Here is an 18,903-nt window from a genome sequence, read left to right as displayed (position 1 = left end):
CGGCGGACAGGGGCCGGAGCGGGACGCTCTTCCTGACGGACGGCAGGCTCAGTGCGCCGCGGACTCCCAGTCCGTGCCCACACCCACCGAGACGTCCAGCGGCGCGCGCAGCGACGTGGCCGCCGACATCTCCCGGCGGACGATCGTCTCCACCTGCTCGCGCTCGCCCGGGGCGATCTCCAGCACGATTTCGTCATGGACCTGGAGCAGCAGCCGCGAGGTGAGCTCCTCCTCGCGCAGGGCCCGGTCCACCCGGAGCATGGCGACCTTGACGATGTCAGCGGCGGTGCCCTGGATCGGGGCGTTCAGCGCCATCCGCTCGGCCGCCTCACGGCGCTGGCGGTTGTCGCTGTTGAGGTCGGGGAGATAGCGGCGACGGCCGAGCATCGTCGCGGTGTATCCCGTCGCCCGCGCCTCGTCCACGACACGGCGCAGATAGTCACGCACCCCGCCGAACCGCTCGAAGTAGGTGTCCATCAGCGCGCGCGCCTCGCCCGCCTCGATGTTCAGCTGCTGGGAGAGGCCGAACGCCGAGAGCCCGTACGCCAGGCCGTACGACATGGCCTTGATCTTCCGGCGCATCTCCGCGTCGACCGCGGACGGCGCGACCTCGAACACCTGGGAGGCGACGGTGTTGTGCAGGTCCTCACCGGAGGCGAAGGCCTCCAGCAGCCCCTCGTCCTCGGAGAGATGGGCCATGACCCGCAGCTCGATCTGGCTGTAGTCGGCGGTCATCAGCGACTCGAAGCCCTCGCCGACGACGAAGCCGCGGCGGATGGCGCGCCCCTCGTCGGTGCGCACCGGCACGTTCTGCAGGTTCGGGTCGGTGGAGGACAGCCGGCCGGTGGCCGCGACGGTCTGGCTGAAGGTGGTGTGGACCCGGCCGTCGGCCGCGATCGTCTTGATCAGCCCCTCGACCGTGGACCGCAGGCGGGCCTGCTCACGGTGACGCAGCATGATGACCGGCAGTTCGTGCTCGGTCTGGGCCGCCAGCCAGGCCAGCGCGTCCGCGTCCGTGGTGTAACCGGTCTTGGTCTTCTTGGTCTTGGGGAGATTCAGCTCGCCGAAGAAGACTTCCTGGAGCTGCTTGGGCGAACCGAGGTTGAACTCGTGGCCCACCGCGGCGTGCGCCTCCTTCACCGCCTGCTGCACGGCGCCCGCGAACTGCACCTCCATCGCCTCCAGATGGGCGCGGTCGGCCGCGATGCCGTGCCGCTCCATCCGGGCGAGCAGCAGGGAGGTGGGCAGCTCCACGTCGTGCAGCAGCTCGGCGGCGCCGACCTCCTTCAGCTTCTCGCCGAACGCCTCCCCGAGGTCGAGGACCGCCCGGGCCTGTGCCATCAGGGCGTCGGCCTCGGCGCTCTCGTCGGTGCCGAACGCCAGCTGGCCGTCGGCGGTGGCCGGGGCGAGCTCGCGGTGGAGGTACTCGACGGACAGTGCGTCCAGCGCGAAGGAACGGCGCCCGGGCTTGACCAGATAGGCGGCAAGGGCGGTGTCCATGGTGACGCCGGCGATGTCCCAGCCGTGCTCCGGGAAGACCCGCAGCGCTTCCTTGGCGCTGTGCATGACCTTGGGCCTGGCAGGGTCGGCGATCCAGGCGGCGAAGGCGCGCTCGTCGGCCTCGTCCAGCTGTGTGGTGTCGAACCAGGCGGCCGCTCCACCGGCCGCGGCCAGCGCGACCTCGCTGACGCTGCCGACGCCGAGTCCCCAGGCGGTGACGGTGGCGACGCCGAGCAGCTGGGTGCCGTGCTCCGCCAGCCAGGGGGCCAGCTCGCCGGCGCCCAGGACACTGCCGTCCAGCTCGACACCGGCGTCCGGGGCGGGGGCCTCGTCCTCCTCGGCGCCCGGGTCCACGGCGAGCAGCCGCTCGCGCAGGCTCGGATTGCGGATCTCGAGGACTTCCAGGAAGCCCTTCAGCGCGGTCCGGTCGTACGGCGCGCGCTCCAGCTCGGTGACGCCCTTCGACAGCTCGACGTCCCGCACCAGCTCGGTGAGATGGCGGTTGAGCTTGACCGACTCCAGGTGGTCGCGCAGGGCCTGGCCGACCTTGCCCTTGACCTCGTCGGCGCGCTCGACCAGCTCGGCGAACGAGCCGTACTGGGCGATCCACTTGGTGGCCGTCTTCTCGCCGACGCCCGGGATGCCCGGCAGGTTGTCCGACGGGTCACCGCGCAGGGCCGCGAAGTCGGGGTACTGCTGCGGGCTCAGTCCGTACTTCTCCTGGACCTTGGCCGGGGTGAAGCGGGTCAGCTCCGAAACGCCCTTGGTGGGGTACAGCACGGTGGTGTGATCGCTCACGAGCTGGAAGGAGTCGCGGTCGCCGGTGACGATCAGCACGTCGAAGCCCGCGGCCTCGGCCTGGGTGGCGAGCGTGGCGATGACGTCGTCCGCCTCGAAGCCGTCCACGGCGAACCGCACGGCGTTCATCGTGTCCAGCAGCTCGCCGATCAGCTCGACCTGGCCCTTGAACTCGTCGGGCGTCTTGGAGCGGTTCGCCTTGTACTCGGGGAAGTCCTGGGAGCGCCAGGTCTTGCGGGACACGTCGAAGGCCACGGCGAAATGCGTGGGCGCCTCGTCGCGCAGCGTGTTCGCCAGCATCGACGCGAAGCCGTAGATGGCATTGGTCGTCTGGCCGCTCGCGGTCGTGAAGTTCTCCGCGGGCAGCGCGAAGAACGCCCGGTACGCCAGGGAGTGCCCGTCCATGAGGAGCAGGCGCGGACGGTTGTCGTCTGGGGTCTTCTTCGATGCTGTCTCAGCCACGGACACGATCCTGCCACGGACCACTGACATTGCCGCTCACACCGCCCGCCGCCGAGCACTCCGGAGCGACGGGTGACGGGATCGGCGGCGCCCGTGACAGGATTGGATGCATACGACACAGGAACGCGCCCGAGGGGGAGCACGATGGCCAGCAAGCCGCCCGCAGGTGATCCGGTCCAGAACGCTCCGCAGGTCGCCGAACCGCAGCGCGCGGCGGCCGGCCTGCCCGCCGTCGGGTACACACTCAAGATCGCCCGGCAGCAGATGGGCGTGCGGCGGACCGCGCAGACCCTCCTCAAGGTCAACCAGAAGGACGGCTTCGACTGCCCCGGGTGCGCCTGGCCGGAGGGTGATCACCGGCACACGGCGGAGTTCTGCGAGAACGGCGCGAAGGCCGTCGCCGAGGAGGCGACGCTGCGGCGGGTCACCCCCGACTTCTTCGCCCGGCACTCACTCGCGGACCTGGCCTCGCGCAGTGGGTACTGGCTCGGTCAGCAGGGCCGGATCACCCAGCCCATGTATCTGCCCGAGGGCGCAGACCGGTACGAAGCGGTCGGCTGGGACCGGGCCTTCGAGATCATCGCCGAGGAGCTGACCGCGCTCTCCTCCCCCGACGAGGCTCTCTTCTACACGTCGGGCCGCACGAGCAACGAAGCGGCGTTCCTGCTCCAGCTCTTCGCCCGCGAGTTCGGCACCAACAACCTGCCCGACTGCTCGAACATGTGCCACGAGTCCTCGGGCTCGGCGCTGACCGAGACGATCGGCATCGGCAAGGGCAGTGTCTCGCTGGAGGATCTCCACCAGGCGGACCTGATCATCGTGGCCGGCCAGAACCCCGGCACCAACCACCCCCGGATGCTCTCCGCGCTGGAGAAGGCGAAGGCGGCGGGCGCGCGGATCATGTCGGTGAACCCGCTGCCCGAGGCGGGCATGGAGCGGTTCAAGAATCCGCAGACCCCGCTCGGCATGATCAAGGGCGTCGCGCTCAACGATCTGTTCCTCCAGATCCGCATCGGCGGCGACCAGGCCCTGTTCCGGCTGCTGAACAAGCTGGTCCTTCAGACGCAGGGGGCCGTCGACGAGGAGTTCGTCCGCGAACACACCCACGGGTACGAGGAGTTCGCCGCCGCGGCCCGGGCCGCCGACTGGGACGAGACGCTGGCCGCCACGGGCCTGGACCGAGCCGCCATCGAGCGGGCGCTGGCGATGGTGCTGGAGTCGAAGCGGACCGTCGTGTGCTGGGCGATGGGCCTGACCCAGCACAAGCACTCCGTGGCGACGATCCGAGAGGTCGTCAACTTCCTGCTGCTGCGCGGCAACATCGGCCGCCCGGGCGCCGGTGTCTGTCCGGTGCGCGGGCACTCCAACGTCCAGGGCGACCGCACCATGGGCATCTTCGAGCGGCCCGCCCCGGCGTTCCTGGACGCCCTGGAGCGGGAGTTCGGCTTCGCGCCGCCGCGCCACCACGGATTCGACGTCGTACGGTCGATCCGGGCGCTCCGGGACGGCGAGGCGAAGGTCTTCTTCGCCATGGGCGGCAACTTCGTGGGCGCCACACCCGACACCGAGGTCACCGAGGCGGCCGTGCGCCGGGCCCGGCTCACGGTCCATGTCTCGACCAAGCTGAACCGCTCGCACGCCGTCACGGGTGCGCGGGCCCTGATCCTCCCCACACTGGGGCGCACCGACAAGGACGTCCAGGCCGGCGGACGCCAGGTGGTGACCGTCGAGGACTCCATGGGCATGGTGCACGCCTCGCGCGGCAACCTCGCCCCGGCGAGCCCTCATCTGCTCTCCGAGCCGGCGATCGTCGCCCGGCTGGCGCGGGCGGTCCTCGGGCCGGAGTCGCTGACGCCGTGGGAGGAGTTCGAGAAGGACTACGGAACGATCCGGGACCGCATCGCGCGCGTGGTGCCGGGCTTCGAGGACTTCAACACGAAGATTGCCCGGCCCGGCGGCTTCACGCTGCCGCACGCCCCGCGCGACGAACGGCGCTTCCCGACGGCCACCGGCAAGGCCAACTTCACGGCCGCGCCGATCGAATACCCGAAGGTGCCCGCGGGCCGGCTGCTGCTCCAGACCCTGCGTTCGCACGATCAGTACAACACCACGATCTACGGTCTCGACGACCGCTACCGCGGGATCAAGGGCGGCCGCCGGGTGGTCCTGGTGAACCCGGACGACGCGGCCGAGCTGGGCCTCGGCGACGGTTCGTACACCGATCTGGTCAGCGAGTGGAAGGACGGCGTGGAGCGGCGGGCCGCCGGTTTCCGGGTGGTCCACTACCCGACCGCCCGGGGCTGCGCCGCGGCGTACTACCCGGAGACCAATGTGCTGGTGCCGCTGGACTCGACCGCGGACACCAGCAACACACCGGCGAGCAAGTCCGTGGTGGTGCGGTTCGAGCAGGCCGGATGACGGCGGGGCGGGAATGATCCCGCCCGGGCTAAGCGTTCGCTCAGGCATCTGGTAAGACGGTGCACACAGCACGCAAGGCAGCAGAACGGAGCCGGGCCCCATGGGCGAGCAGAAGACCGTCAACTTCCCGCAAGAGGTCATCGACGAGTACGCGGAGCTCGGGGTCGACCTGCCCGCGCTCTTCTCGGCGGGGACCCTGGGCGACCGTATGGGCGTGGAGATCACCGACGCCTCGGCGGAGCGGGTGGTCGGCACGATGCCCGTCGAGGGCAACACCCAGCCGTACGGACTGCTGCACGGCGGCGCCTCGGCCGTCCTCGCGGAGACGCTCGGCTCCGTGGGCTCGATGCTGCACGGCGGCACCGGCAAGATCGCGGTCGGGGTGGACCTCAACTGCACGCACCACCGGGGCGTGCGCTCGGGCACGGTGACCGGCGTGGCGACGCCGGTGCACCGGGGCCGCTCGACGGCGACGTACGAGATCGTGATCACGGACGAGCAGGGCAAGAGGGTGTGCACGGCGCGGCTGACGTGTCTGCTGCGGGACGCGGGCGGAGCGCCGAGCTCCGCTTCTTGACCGCAGCCCCGCCCCGGGGAGCGACAGCACGGGAACTCCGCGGCTGCCGCCCCCCGGGCAGATCGATGCCCGCCGCCCTGCTACACGCAGCTCTGTTGAGTTACCCATCGTGACGTTCTAGCGTCGGCGTATGAGGACTGCCCGGCACCCCGCCGCCTCCCTGGCCGCGTGCGCGCTGGCGCTCGCCTGCGCGACGGCGGGCTGCTCCGCGGACGGCACCTCCGGCGGGTCCGGCGCCCCAACCACCGCTCCCCGCGCGTCCTCGGCGGCGGACATCTGCACAAGTCTCGTGTCCTACTGGGCCAAAGAGACCCTCAAGGGCAGCAAGGCGGCCGGAATCGACTGGGAGCAGAAGGGGCTGTCCAACGAGCAGTACGCGATCCACGAGGAGATCGTCGCCGCGGGCCGCTCCGAGGAACGGCGCCAAGGCCGCGAAAAGGCACTCGCGTTGATCGACAGACAGGCTCGCGAACGCTGCGCCGCCCGGAACGGCGCGACCGGCAGCTCGGAGAACTGGCGCCCACCGCGATGACACGCCGGCACGGCGTCGCAGCACCTCCCGCCGCGACGGTTACACAGAGCTGCCGCGGCGAGGCCAGGCACCAAGAGCCGCCGCATCCCGGCGCGTTGGCGACGCGCTGTACTCGTGGGGGCCGCGACACACCTCGCGCCCTCCCCGCGGTTCAATGGTTCCGGGGCGTCCACCGGCGATGCGCCGGAGCCCCGGAGACACCGGAGACGTACAGGGACCGAACGGGCGGCCCCGGCGTCAACCAGGCAGCGGAGTACGGCCATTCAGGCGGCCCCTGACCACGACAGTCGTACACGGAACACCGATTATCGTGCGCTCGCCGGACGATCCGCCATCGCGTCCGGGAGCCTCCGGTCCGCCACCGGCGACGGTCGCCGACGGAGCCCGCTTCGGGCATGGATCTTGACCACCGCGCCGTCGCGGGAGAAGAACGACGGCGCGCCGCGGCGCCGCCGCGGCCGCTGCGGTCATCACGCTCCGTAATGGATGCGCGAGCGGGAAATCCAACCGGGCGGTTCACCAGCTCGTCACGAATGGGCTTCCGTGCGGCCTTTTCTCGATCTTGCCGATGTCAGTACCAAGATCGCCCCAAGCCCCTTAGCGGAACTGCGCGTTCTCACCATGTGGGCTGAAACGCCGGTGAAATGTGCGCCCGATCTGTCCACACTCCCCCACCAAGTCTTGGCCTTGGCATAACAAGAGCGTCACATCCTGACTTCCCGGCTCCCCGACCCCGTCGGCTCCGCTTAGAGTCACGGCCAGTCACCGCGCCGCCGGGCGCATCACAAGCACGGCCGTGTACCCCCCAGTACGGCCCGGCGACCAAACGGCACCTCAGGGGAGGGGCCGCGCCAGGGAAAGGACTTATCGTGCGCAACCGTTCCTTGCTCATTCTCACCACCGTGGTCACCACGGGAGCACTCACTCTCACCGCCTGCGGCTCGCGCGACGACGACAAGGGCAACGACAGCGGGGGCAAGACCACCGTGGTCATCGGTGTGGACGCCCCGCTGACGGGCTCGCTGTCCGCCCTGGGCCAGGGAATCAAGAACTCCGTGGACCTCGCGGCCAAGACCGCGAACAAGAACAACGAGGTCCCCGGCGTTGAATTCAAGGTCGAATCCTATGACGACCAGGCAATTCCTGCCTCGGGTCAGGCAAACGCCACCAAACTCGTAGGCAATAAGGATGTTCTCGGTGTCGTCGGCCCGCTGAACTCCGGCGTTTCCCAGTCGATGCAGGGTGTGTTCAACACGGCGAACCTCACGCAGGTCTCGCCCGCGAACACCAACCCGTCCCTCTCCCAGGGCGACAACTGGGGCAAGGGCGAGAAGAAGCGTCCGTTCAAGACGTACTTCCGTACCGCCACCACGGACGTCATCCAGGGCAAGTTCGCCGCCCAGTACCTGTACAACGACGCCAAGAAGAAGAAGGTCTACGTCGTCGACGACAAGCAGACCTACGGCGCCGGCCTCGCCGCGATCTTCTCCGCGGAGTTCAAGCGCCTCGGCGGCACCATCGCCGGCACCGACCACGTCACGGTGAAGGAGACCGACTTCTCCTCCACCGCCGACAAGGTCAAGGCGTCCGGCGCGGACTCGGTCTACTTCGGTGGCCAGTACCCCGAGGGCGGTCTGCTCTCGGACCAGGTCAAGAAGGCCGGAGCCAAGATCCCCACCATGGGTGGCGACGGCATCTACGACCCCGCCTTCATCAAGGCCTCCGGTGTCGCGAACGACGGTGACCTGGCGACCTCGGTCGGCTACCCGGTCGAGAAGCTCCCGACCGCCAAGAAGTTCATCGCCGACTACCAGGCCGGCGGCTACAAGGACCCGTACGCGGCGTACGGCGGCTACTCCTACGACGCCGGCTGGGCCATCATCCAGGCGGTCAAGGCGGTCGTCGCCGCCAACGACGGCAAGGTGCCGGACGACGCCCGCGCCAAGGTCGTCGAGGCCATGTCCAAGGTGTCGTTCGACGGCGTCTCCGGCAAGGTCGCCTTCGACGAGTTCGGTGACACCACGAACAAGCAGCTGACCGTCTACAAGGTCACGGGCGCTGACTGGAAGGACGTCAAGAGCGCCACGTTCGAGGACTGATCCACCGCATTACCCCCCTGCATCACATGAACCAGGCCGCGCGAGGGCGCAAACAGCGCCCTCGCGCGGTGTCATATCCGACACGCTCATCGGAGGCCCTGCGGTGAACGAACTGCCGCAACAGCTGGCCAACGGCCTTGCCCTCGGTGCCCTTTATGGCCTCATCGCCATCGGGTACACCATGGTCTACGGCATCGTCCAGCTCATCAACTTCGCCCACGGCGAGATCTTCATGATCGGGGGCTTCGGCGCCCTCACCACCTACTTGATGCTCCCCAGCGGAACATCACTTCTGGTGTCGATACCCCTCATGATCATCGGCGGCGCCATAGCCTCCGTCGCCGTTGCCACCGCCGCGGAACGCTTTGCCTACCGGCCGCTGCGAGGCGCCCCCAGGCTGGCGCCCCTGATCACCGCGATCGGCCTGTCCATCGCACTCCAGCAACTCATCTGGGGCTTCTACCCCGACGCCAAGGCGGCCCGGAGCTTCCCGGAGTTCACCGGCGAGTCCTTCAAGATCCTGGACAACCTCAGCATCCAGCGCGCCGACGCCTTCGTCCTGGTCCTCGCACCGCTGTGCATGCTCGGCCTCGGCATCTTCGTCTCGAAGAGCCGCAGCGGCCGGGCCATGCAGGCCACCGCCCAGGACCCGGACACCGCGAAGCTGATGGGTATCAACACCGACCGCATCATCGTGATGGCGTTCGCCATCGGTGCCGCGTTCGCCGCGGTCGCCGCGGTCGCGTACGGACTCGACAAGGGCCAGATCAACTTCGAGATGGGCTTCATCCTCGGACTCAAGGCGTTCACCGCCGCGGTCCTCGGAGGCATCGGCAACATCTACGGAGCCATGGTCGGCGGCGTCGTCCTGGGTCTCGCGGAATCCCTGTCGATCGCGTACATCGAAGAGATCCCCGGAATGCAGCAGCTCGGCGGTGGCGCCTGGTCCAACGTCTGGGCATTCGTACTTCTCATCGTCGTGCTTCTCGTCAGGCCGCAGGGCTTGTTGGGTGAGCGCGTCGCGGATCGGGCGTGAGAACGATGACCACCGACATCACCAAGACGACCGACGTCCCCGCGTCGGACAACGCCTCGCGCGTCACCGCGCTGCGCTGGCTCGCCGCGGTCGGCGGAATCGCCACCATCGCCAGCACCTTCATGTCCTGGACGTACACCTCCGAGTTCCCCGGTGACCTCACGGTCTACGGATACCCGGGCGGGCTTCAGGTCCTCACCCTCGTGGCGGGCCTGGTCATCGTCCTGTTCGCACTCGCCTCGCTGGGCATCAAGGGCCTCGGCTGGCTCGCCCCCACAGGCACCACCAAGGCCTTGCAGCTGCTGGCACTGGGCGCCTTCGGCACCACCTGGTTCACGGTCATCGCCATCGCCGTCGAACTCGGCGGCGTGATCAACCTCGAGCCGGGCGGCTATGTCGCGGCCGTGACCTCGGCCATCCCCGTCGCCGCCGCCTTCATGCTCCCCGACGACACCCGCAAGGCGCAGCGCCCCAAGGAACTCCCCTCCTGGGCCGAGATCCTCATCGTGGTCGCCGCGTTCGCCGTCGGCATGTACGTGATCACCTACGGCATCGACACCGAGTACGCCGAGCTGTTCACCGGCTACCTCATCACCGTCGGCTTCGCCGTGGCGGCGCTCTTCAAGGCCGGGCTCGTCGCGCGGCTCTCGGGGCTCACCGCGAAGTACCGCCAGGTGACCCTCATCGCCGCGTTCGTCGCGGCGGCCGCGTTCCCCTTCACGCAGAACACCGACACGTACACGCTCATCGCGGTCAACATCCTGATCTTCGCGACCGTCGCCCTGGGCCTGAACATCGTCGTCGGCCTCGCGGGCCTGCTCGACCTCGGTTACGTCGCCTTCCTCGGCGTCGGCGCGTACACCGCCGCCCTCGTCTCCGGTTCGACGGCATCCGCGTTCGACGTGCACTTCCCGTTCTGGGCCGCCGTCCTCACCGGTGCGGCCGTCTCACTGATCTTCGGTGTCGTCATCGGCGCACCGACCCTGCGGCTGCGCGGCGACTACCTCGCCATCGTGACCCTCGGCTTCGGTGAGATCTTCCGCATCGCGATGGGCAACCTCGACGGTGTCTCGGGCCCCCAGATCACCAACGGCCCGAACGGCATCCCGAACATCCCGGACCTCAACTTCTTCGGGTACAACTTCGGGGAGTCGCACACCATCGCGGGCATCGAGCTCGGCAGCTACGCCAACTACTATCTGCTGATGCTGCTCGCGATGGTCCTGGTCGTCCTGGTCTTCAGCCGGGCGGGCAGCTCCCGCATCGGCCGCGCCTGGGTGGCCATCCGCGAGGACGAGACCGCCGCGACGGCCATGGGCATCAACGGCTTCCGGGTCAAGCTCATCGCGTTCGCACTCGGCGCGACCCTCGCCGGCCTCGCCGGCACCGTGCAGGCACACGTCCAGCACACCGTCGTCCCGGAGATGTACCAGTTCGCCGGCCCGGTCCCGCCCAACTCCGCCTTCCTGCTGGCGGCCGTCATCCTCGGCGGTATGGGCACCATCAGCGGACCGCTCCTCGGCGCCACACTGCTCTACATGATCCCGGCGAAGCTGCAGTTCCTCCAGGACTACCAGCTCCTCGGCTTCGGTATCGCGCTGATCCTGCTGATGCGGTTCCGCCCGGAGGGCCTCATCGCCAACCGCCGCGCCCAGCTCGAGTACCACGAGAACGATCAACTCGACGTACCGGAAAAGGGTCTGCCCGACTCCGGCGTCGGCATCGCCAAGGCTGGGGCGTGAACGACATGACGACCACCACCACGACCACCACGGCCGAGGCCGTGCTGGAAGCGACCGGAGTCACCATGCGCTTCGGCGGTCTGACCGCCGTGCGCTCGGTCGACCTCACGGTGCGGGCCGGCGAGATCGTCGGCCTCATCGGCCCGAACGGTGCGGGAAAGACCACCTTCTTCAACTGCCTCACCGGTCTGTACATCCCCACCGAGGGCAAGGTCAGCTACAAGGGCTCGGTCCTGCCGCCCAAGCCGCACCTCGTCACCAAGGCCGGTGTGGCCCGGACGTTCCAGAACATCAGGCTCTTCGCCAACATGACGGTCCTGGAGAACGTCCTCGTCGGACGGCACACCCGGACCAAGGAAGGCCTCTGGTCGGCGCTGCTGCGCGGCCCCGGCTTCAAGAAGGCCGAAGCCGCGTCGCACGCACGGGCCATGGAACTCCTGGAGTTCATCGGGCTCGACCACAAGGCCGACCACCTCGCCCGCAACCTGCCCTACGGCGAACAGCGCAAGCTGGAGATCGCCCGGGCACTCGCGAGCGACCCCGGCCTGCTGCTCCTCGACGAGCCGACGGCCGGCATGAACCCGCAGGAGACCCGGGCGGCCGAAGAGCTCATCTTCGCCATCCGGGACCAGGGCATCGCCGTACTCGTCATCGAGCACGACATGCGCTTCATCTTCAACCTGTGCGACCGCGTCGCCTGTCTCGTCCAGGGCGAGAAGCTCGTCGAGGGCACGCCCCAGGTCGTCCAGGGTGACGAGCGCGTCGTGGCCGCCTACCTGGGAACGCCCTTCGAGGGTGAGCCCGGTGCGGCGGAGGCGGCCGAGGTCGAGGCCGCCGAGACGCAGAGCACCACCAGCACCACCAGCACCACCAGCCCGGAAGGGGACGCCAAGTGACCGCACTTCTGGAGGTCGAGGACCTCAGGGTCGCCTACGGCAAGATCGAGGCCGTCAAGGGCATCTCCTTCAGCGTCGAGGCCGGTCAGGTCGTGACCCTCATCGGCACCAACGGCGCCGGCAAGACCACGACGCTGCGGACGCTGTCCGGACTGCTGAAGCCCGCCGGAGGACGGATCGTCTTCGACGGCAAGCCGCTCACGGGAGTTCCGGCACACAAGATCGTGTCGCTGGGCCTGGCCCACTCCCCCGAGGGCCGGCACATCTTCCCGCGTCTGTCGATCACCGAGAACCTCCAGCTCGGCGCGTTCCTGCGCACCGACAAGGCGGGCATCGAGAAGGACATCCAGCGCGCCTACGACCTGTTCCCGATCCTGGGAGAGCGCAGGAAGCAGGCCGCCGGAACCCTCTCGGGCGGTGAGCAGCAGATGCTGGCGATGGGCCGCGCGCTGATGTCGCAGCCGAAGCTGCTGATGCTGGACGAGCCCTCCATGGGTCTCTCCCCGATCATGATGCAGAAGATCATGGAGACGATCTCCGAGCTGAAGTCCCGGGGCACCACCATCCTTCTGGTGGAGCAGAACGCCCAGGCGGCTCTCTCGCTGGCCGACTACGGCCATGTGATGGAGGTCGGCGAGATCAAGCTCACCGGCACGGGCGAGAGCCTGCTGCACGACGAGAACGTCCGCAAGACGTACCTCGGCGAGGACTGACCGACCCGCACCCGCACAGAGAAGGGCCCGCACCCCGGGATCAGGGGGTGCGGGCCCTTCTCGTACGTGCTGCGCGGGGCGTACGAGGCGTACGACAGGCAAGAGGCCGGAACCTACTGCTCCTTCGCCGCCTTCTTCTCCTCCGCGTCCTCGATGACCGCCTCCGCCACCTGCTGCATCGACAGCCTGCGGTCCATCGAGGTCTTCTGGATCCAGCGGAACGCGGCCGGCTCCGTCAGGCCGTACTGCGTCTGCAGAATGCTCTTCGCACGGTCCACCAGCTTGCGCGTCTCCAGCCGCTGCGAGAGGTCCGCGACCTCCTTCTCCAGCGCCTTCAGCTCCGTGAAGCGGGACACCGCCATCTCGATCGCGGGGACCACGTCGCTCTTGCTGAACGGCTTCACCAGGTACGCCATCGCGCCCGCGTCCCTGGCCCGCTCCACGAGGTCGCGCTGCGAGAACGCGGTCAGCATCAGCACCGGCGCGATGGACTCCTCGGCGATCTTCTCCGCCGCCGAGATGCCGTCCAGGACCGGCATCTTCACATCGAGGATGACCAGGTCGGGCCGGTGCTCCCGGGCGAGCTCGACCGCGCGCTGTCCGTCGCCGGCCTCGCCGACGACCGCGTAGCCCTCTTCCTCCAGCATCTCTTTGAGGTCGAGACGGATGAGGGCCTCGTCCTCCGCGATGACGACGCGGGTGGTGAGCGGGGGAACGTGCGACGCGTCGTCGTCGGTGGGGGGCTGGGGCGAGTCGGGGGCGGTCACGTGGGCTCCTTGGTGCGGCACAGATACAGCTCCCCAAGAGCCTACCGAGCTGCGGTAGGGTGGGGGCTCAGTGGTCGAGGGTAACCTTTGATTGCGCCAGCCCCGGTAGCCCAATTGGCAGCAGGCAATGGATTCAAAACCCATACAGTGTCGGTTCGAGTCCGACCCGGGGCACTTTTCCTTCACTTCCAAGGTCACGCGGGAATCGCGATTCTCCGCACGAATGTGTGACCGTTCCCGGATCGGTCACCAGGACGCCACACTCCGGCCAGGCTCGGCCGTATGTACGACATCGAATACCGCAGGCGAGCGCTGACGCTCGTTGCGCAGGGCCGAAGTCTGAACTCCGTGAGCAAGGAAACCGGCGTTTCCCGCTCGACCGTACGATCGTGGCTTCTGTGCCCCGACCCTTCCAGCGGGAGTACGCCCTGCCCGCGCTGTACCGACATGCCCGGACCGCCCGCGGACGTTGCCGCCTACTCCTATCTCCTGGGGCTCTACCTCGGTGACGGCTGCATCAGTTCTCTGCGCGCCGGCGTGCACTCCCTCCGCATCGCCTGTGCCGATGCCTGGCCCGGCCTCATCGATCTCTGCGCCGAGAGCATGAGGGCAATCCGCCCCGGCAACAAGGTGATGCGTGTGCGGAGCGAGGGCTGTCAGTACGTGACGGCCTACAGCAAACACTGGCCCTGTCTGTTCCCCCAGCACGGCCCCGGCAAAAAGCACGAGCGCGCCATTGTCCTCGAACCCTGGCAGCAGGAGATCGTGGACGCCCGCGCCTGGGACTTCCTCCGCGGACTCATCCACTCAGACGGATGCCGGATCATCAACTGGACGACCCGGCTCGTCGACGGCGAGCGCAAACGCTACGAATACCCTCGCTACTTCTTCACCAACGCATCGACCGACATCGTCGGACTCTTCACCGACGCCCTGAACAGGGTCGGCGTCGAGTGGAAGTCCGCGAACCAGTCGCGCGACGCGCAGAACATCTCCGTCGCCCGCCGGGCTTCCGTCGCCCTCATGGACCAGCACATCGGGCCGAAGTACTGAGCACGCGTCCGCACTCCGGCCCGTGCCACCTACTTCGGGCTGTCGTCCTCGCCGATGTGGTGCACCCGCACCAGATTCGTCGAGCCCGCGACACCCGGCGGCGAGCCCGCCGTGATCACCACGATGTCGCCCTTCCGGCAGCGGCCGATCTTCAGCAGCTCCTCGTCGACCTGGGCCACCATCGCGTCGGTGGAGCCGACCTGCGGGCCGAGGAAGGTCTCCACTCCCCAGGTGAGGTTGAGCTGGGAGCGGGTGGCCGGGTCGGGGGTGAAGGCCAGCAGGGGAATCGGGGAGCGGTAGCGGGAGAGCCGCCTGACCGTGTCGCCGGACTGGGTGAACGCGACCAGGAACTTGGCGCCCAGGAAGTCGCCCATCTCGGCGGCCGCGCGGGCCACCGCGCCGCCCTGGGTGCGGGGCTTGTTGCGGTCGTTCAGCGGCGGAAGGCCCTTGGCGAGTACGTCCTCCTCGGCCGCCTCGACGATGCGGCTCATGGTGCGGACCGTCTCGACCGCGTACTTGCCGACGCTCGTCTCGCCCGAGAGCATCACGGCGTCGGTGCCGTCGATGACGGCGTTGGCCACGTCGGAGGCCTCGGCGCGGGTGGGGCGGGAGTTCTCGATCATCGAGTCCAGCATCTGCGTGGCCACGATGACCGGCTTCGCGTTGCGCTTGGCGAGTTTGATCGCGCGCTTCTGGACGATCGGGACCTGCTCCAGCGGCATCTCGACGCCCAGGTCGCCGCGGGCGACCATGATGCCGTCGAACGCGGCCACGATGTCGTCGATGTTGTCGACGGCCTGCGGCTTCTCGACCTTCGCGATGACGGGGAGCCGGCGCCCCTCCTCCTTCATGATGCGGTGGACGTCCTCGATGTCCTTGCCGCTGCGGACGAAGGAGAGGGCGATGATGTCCGCGCCGATCCGCAGGGCCCAGCGGAGGTCGTCGATGTCCTTCTCGGACAGGGCGGGGACGGAGACGGCGACACCGGGGAGGTTGAGGCCCTTGTGGTCGGAGACCATGCCGCCCTCGATCACGGTGGTCGTGACCCGGGGGCCGTCGACCGCCGTCACTTCGAGGGCGACCTTGCCGTCGTCGACGAGGATGCGCTCACCCGTGGTGACATCGGCGGCGAGTCCGTCGTAGGTGGTGCCGCAGATGTGGCGGTCGCCCTCCATCGGCTCGACGGTGATGACGAATTCGTCGCCGCGTTCAAGCAGTACGGGACCTTCACGAAAGCGTCCGAGGCGAATCTTCGGACCTTGAAGGTCGGCGAGGACACCGACGCTGCGGCCCGTTTCGTCGGACGCTTTGCGTACGCGCTGATAGCGCTCCTCGTGCTCGGCGTAGGTGCCGTGGCTGAGGTTGAATCGGGCAACGTCCATTCCGGCCTCGACCAGTGCCTTGATCTGGTCGTACGAGTCGGTGGCGGGCCCCAGAGTACAAACGATTTTTGCTCGGCGCATGGTTCGAGCCTAGAGCTTACCGACGGGTAGAGAATTGGCCGGGCATGACTACTCAACAACCTTTACGTGAAGGCTTATTGACAAGTGTTGAATTGTGCGCGGGGGCGCTCCGATGAGCAATTGCGCCGATCGGGGCACCCGGCCGTCACAGTGCCGGGGGCGTCATGGTGAAGCGGGCGTTGACCTGCGCATAGACCGTCTGCCGCTGTGGTTCGAGGTCGAGTGCGGGGGCCATCTCGGCGCTGTCGGCCGCTCCGTAGGCGGCCATGCGCATTCCGCCGGGGGCCGGTGGCACTCCGTAACCGACGGCGTTCTCGGCTCCGAGATCGGCGAGTTCCACCAGCGCGGCGAGGCGTGCGCCGAGGGCCTCCGCGTACTCCCGGGCGCGCTGGACGGCTTCGAGCACCGCCTGCCGGCGGGCTTCGCCGTGGGCGGGTGAGTCGGGGCGCAGCGCCCACCAGGGGCCGTCGACCCGGGTGAGGTCGAGGTCGGCGAGGCGGGTGGTGAGTTCGCCGAGGGCGGTGAAGTCGGAGAGTTCGGCGGTGATGTGCACCCGGCCGTGGTAGGCGCGGATGCGTTCGGCACGGCCGTGCCGGGTGAGTTCGGGGGTGATGGAGAAGGCGCCGGTCTCCAGTTTCTCCACGGCGTCGCCGTAGGACTTGATGAGGTCGAGGACCGCCGTGTTGCGGTGGGTGAGGTCTTCGAGTGCGGTGCGCCGGTCGGTGCCGCGTGCGCTGACGGCGACGCCGATCCGTGCGATCTCGGGGTCGAACTCCAGGCGGGCTTCGCCGCGGACGGCGACCCGCGGGGTCTCGGGGGTGCCGTACGGCGCGGCGGTGGGCGGTGCGTCGGTGGTCACGGTGACTCCCTCGTACGGCGTGGTCGTGCCGGCGGTCGTGTCCGCCACTCTCGCATCCCGGGTGTGCGACCGGCAGACACCAGATCGAAACCCGCGGGGGGTGTCGCACGGCACCGCCCCTGGGCCAGAATCTACGCGCGTTGTGCCTGTGAACCGAGAGAACGAGGGATACGAAATGCCGCTGAACCGTAGGACGTTCCTGGAGCGATCCGCCGCCGCCGGGGCCGGGGTGGCCATCGCCGGCAGCGCCGCCGTGCCCGCCGCGGCCGACGAGCGTGCCTCCGGTCGTCCGCCGAAGCGGTACTCGTTCACCGTCATGGGCACCACCGATCTGCACGGCAATGTCTTCAACTGGGACTACTTCACCGACAAGGAGTTCGACGACAAGGCGCACAACGATGTGGGCCTGGCGAAGATCTCCACGCTGGTGAACCGGATCCGCGAGGAGAAGGGCCGGCGCAACACGCTGCTCATCGACGCCGGCGACACCATCCAGGGCACCCAGCTGTCGTACTACTACGCGAAGGTCGACCCGATCACGGCCAAGCGCGGTCCGGTGCACCCCATGGCCCAGGCCATGAACGCGATCGACTACGACGCCGCGGCGCTCGGCAACCACGAGTTCAACTACGGCATCCCGGTGCTGCGCAAGTTCGAGGAGCAGTGCCGCTTCCCGCTGCTCGGCGCCAACGCGCTGGATGCCAAGACGCTGCGCCCGGCGTTCGCGCCGTACAGCATGCATCGCATGTCCACGCCGTGCGGCCGGGATGTGAAGGTCGCGGTCCTCGGGCTCACCAACCCGGGTATCGCCATCTGGGACAAGGCCAATGTGCAGGGCAAGATGGTCTTCCCGGGTCTCGAGGAGCAGGCCGCCAAGTGGGTGCCGAAGCTGCGTTCCATGGGCGCCGACGTCGTCATCGTCTCCGCCCACTCTGGTTCCAGCGGTACCTCGTCCTACGGTGACCAGCTGCCGCACATCGAGAACGCGGCCGGTCTGGTCGCCGAGCAGGTGCCCGGTATCGACGCGATCCTCGTCGGTCACGCGCACACCGAGATCGCCGAGTACTTCGTGACCAACAAGGAGACCGGCGCGAAGGTCGTGCTCTCCGAACCGCTGAAGTGGGGCCAGCGGCTCACCCTGTTCGACTTCGACCTGGTGTGGAGCAAGGGCCGCTGGACGGTGGAGAAGGTCGGCGCCCAGGTGCTGAACTCGAACACCGTCGAGGAGGACCCGAAGATCACCCGGCTGCTCGGCGACGAGCACAAGAAGGTCGTCGCGTACGTCAACCAGGTCATCGGCACCTCCGTCACCGCGATGACCACGGCCGATGCGCCGTGGAAGGACGAGCCGATCATCGATCTGATCAACCACGTCCAGCAGGAGACGGTGAAGGCGGCGCTGGCCGGCGGCCAGTGGGCGGCGCTGCCGGTGCTCTCGCAGGCGTCCTGCTTCTCGCGGACCGCGGCGATCCCGGCCGGCAACGTGACCATCAAGGACGCCGCGGGGCTGTATCCGTTCGAGAACACGCTGGAGGCGCGGCTGCTCACGGGCGCGCAGCTGAAGGACTATCTGGAGTTCTCGGCGCGGTACTACGTGCAGACGCCGGCGGGTGGCCCGGTGGACACGGCCAAGCTGACGAACGCCGACAACACGCCGGACTACAACTACGACGCGATCTCGGGTCTGACGTACGAGATCGACATCGCGAAGCCGGCGGGCTCGCGGATCGCCGCGCTGTCCTTCGACGGCGAGCCGATCGACCCGGCGGCGCAGTTCGTGCTCGCCGTGAACAACTACCGGGCGAGCGGCGGCGGCAACTTCCCGCATGTGGCGGGCTCCCAGCAGCTGTGGGCGAACTCGGAGGAGATCCGCAACACGATCATCTCCTGGGTGACGGCGAAGGGCACGGTGGACCCGGCGCAGTTCGCGTCGGTGGGCTGGAAGCTGACGCGTGAGGGCACGCCGGTCTTCTGACCGTCCGCGTGTC

General features: G+C 68.5%; 14 protein-coding genes and 1 tRNA gene. 11 read left to right on the top strand and 4 right to left on the bottom strand.

Features of this window, described 5'->3' with window-relative positions; all coding sequences use genetic code 11:
- Positions 1-48: 48 nt before the first annotated feature.
- Positions 49-2,703 (bottom strand): DNA polymerase I, encoded by a 2,655-nt coding sequence (polA, locus tag RPQ07_RS27945; protein WP_313949053.1) that lies wholly within the window; start codon positions 2,701-2,703, stop codon positions 49-51.
- A gap of 201 nt (positions 2,704-2,904) precedes the next feature.
- On the opposite strand from polA, the gene RPQ07_RS27940 reads away from it, so the two are divergent.
- The 8 genes from RPQ07_RS27940 (at position 2,905) to RPQ07_RS27905 (ending at position 12,773) form a co-directional block, all read left to right on the top strand.
- Complete coding sequence (locus tag RPQ07_RS27940) at positions 2,905-5,178, top strand: FdhF/YdeP family oxidoreductase (protein WP_313946967.1); 2,274 nt, start codon at positions 2,905-2,907, stop codon at positions 5,176-5,178.
- A 100-nt stretch (positions 5,179-5,278) separates the two neighbouring features.
- Positions 5,279-5,755 carry a hotdog fold thioesterase gene (locus tag RPQ07_RS27935; RefSeq protein WP_313946966.1) on the top strand — a complete coding sequence of 159 codons (477 nt, stop codon included), beginning with the start codon at positions 5,279-5,281 and terminating at the stop codon, positions 5,753-5,755.
- 130 nt (positions 5,756-5,885) lie between these two features.
- Positions 5,886-6,287, top strand: a complete 402-nt coding sequence (locus RPQ07_RS27930) for a hypothetical protein (RefSeq protein ID WP_313946965.1) — start codon at positions 5,886-5,888, stop codon at positions 6,285-6,287.
- A gap of 869 nt (positions 6,288-7,156) precedes the next feature.
- Positions 7,157-8,386, top strand: a complete 1,230-nt coding sequence (locus RPQ07_RS27925) for a branched-chain amino acid ABC transporter substrate-binding protein (protein WP_313946964.1) — start codon at positions 7,157-7,159, stop codon at positions 8,384-8,386.
- Positions 8,387-8,489: 103 nt separating this feature from the next.
- Complete coding sequence (locus tag RPQ07_RS27920) at positions 8,490-9,422, top strand: branched-chain amino acid ABC transporter permease (protein ID WP_313946963.1); 933 nt, start codon at positions 8,490-8,492, stop codon at positions 9,420-9,422.
- Positions 9,423-9,427: 5 nt separating this feature from the next.
- Entirely contained in the window at positions 9,428-11,164 is a 1,737-nt protein-coding gene (locus RPQ07_RS27915; RefSeq protein WP_313949052.1) for a branched-chain amino acid ABC transporter permease, read from the top strand.
- A 5-nt stretch (positions 11,165-11,169) separates the two neighbouring features.
- Positions 11,170-12,060: an ABC transporter ATP-binding protein gene (locus tag RPQ07_RS27910; RefSeq protein WP_313949051.1), complete on the top strand. Its 891-nt coding sequence runs from the start codon at positions 11,170-11,172 to the stop codon at positions 12,058-12,060.
- A complete protein-coding gene (locus RPQ07_RS27905; protein WP_313946962.1) occupies positions 12,057-12,773 on the top strand; it encodes an ABC transporter ATP-binding protein in 717 nt (238 codons plus the stop codon). Before RPQ07_RS27910 ends, RPQ07_RS27905 begins: the two co-directional genes overlap by 4 nt.
- Positions 12,774-12,886: 113 nt before the next feature.
- Here the strand turns inward: RPQ07_RS27905 and RPQ07_RS27900 are convergent, their stop codons facing one another.
- On the bottom strand, positions 12,887-13,540 hold the full coding sequence (locus tag RPQ07_RS27900; RefSeq protein WP_313946961.1) for an ANTAR domain-containing response regulator: 654 nt from the start codon (positions 13,538-13,540) through the stop codon (positions 12,887-12,889).
- Between the two features lie 99 nt (positions 13,541-13,639).
- Here RPQ07_RS27900 and RPQ07_RS27895 point away from each other — a divergent pair.
- Positions 13,640-13,714, top strand: a tRNA-Leu gene (locus RPQ07_RS27895).
- A 108-nt stretch (positions 13,715-13,822) separates the two neighbouring features.
- On the top strand, positions 13,823-14,593 hold the full coding sequence (locus RPQ07_RS27890) for a helix-turn-helix domain-containing protein (RefSeq protein ID WP_313946960.1): 771 nt from the start codon (positions 13,823-13,825) through the stop codon (positions 14,591-14,593).
- A gap of 29 nt (positions 14,594-14,622) precedes the next feature.
- Here RPQ07_RS27890 and pyk read toward each other — a convergent pair whose 3' ends face one another.
- Positions 14,623-16,056, bottom strand: a complete 1,434-nt coding sequence (gene pyk / locus RPQ07_RS27885) for a pyruvate kinase (protein ID WP_313946959.1) — start codon at positions 16,054-16,056, stop codon at positions 14,623-14,625.
- Between the two features lie 145 nt (positions 16,057-16,201).
- On the bottom strand, positions 16,202-16,915 hold the full coding sequence (locus RPQ07_RS27880) for an SIMPL domain-containing protein (RefSeq protein WP_313949050.1): 714 nt from the start codon (positions 16,913-16,915) through the stop codon (positions 16,202-16,204).
- Between the two features lie 175 nt (positions 16,916-17,090).
- Here RPQ07_RS27880 and RPQ07_RS27875 point away from each other — a divergent pair, with 175 nt between their 5' ends.
- Entirely contained in the window at positions 17,091-18,890 is a 1,800-nt protein-coding gene (locus RPQ07_RS27875; RefSeq protein WP_313946958.1) for a bifunctional metallophosphatase/5'-nucleotidase, read from the top strand.
- Positions 18,891-18,903: the final 13 nt, after the last annotated feature.

It is taken from the genome of Streptomyces sp. AM8-1-1 (assembly GCF_032229325.1).
GTDB lineage: Bacteria > Actinomycetota > Actinomycetes > Streptomycetales > Streptomycetaceae > Streptomyces > Streptomyces achmelvichensis.
Note: the sequence above shows the minus strand (reverse complement) of the source record. Positions and strands in the feature narration are given on the sequence as shown.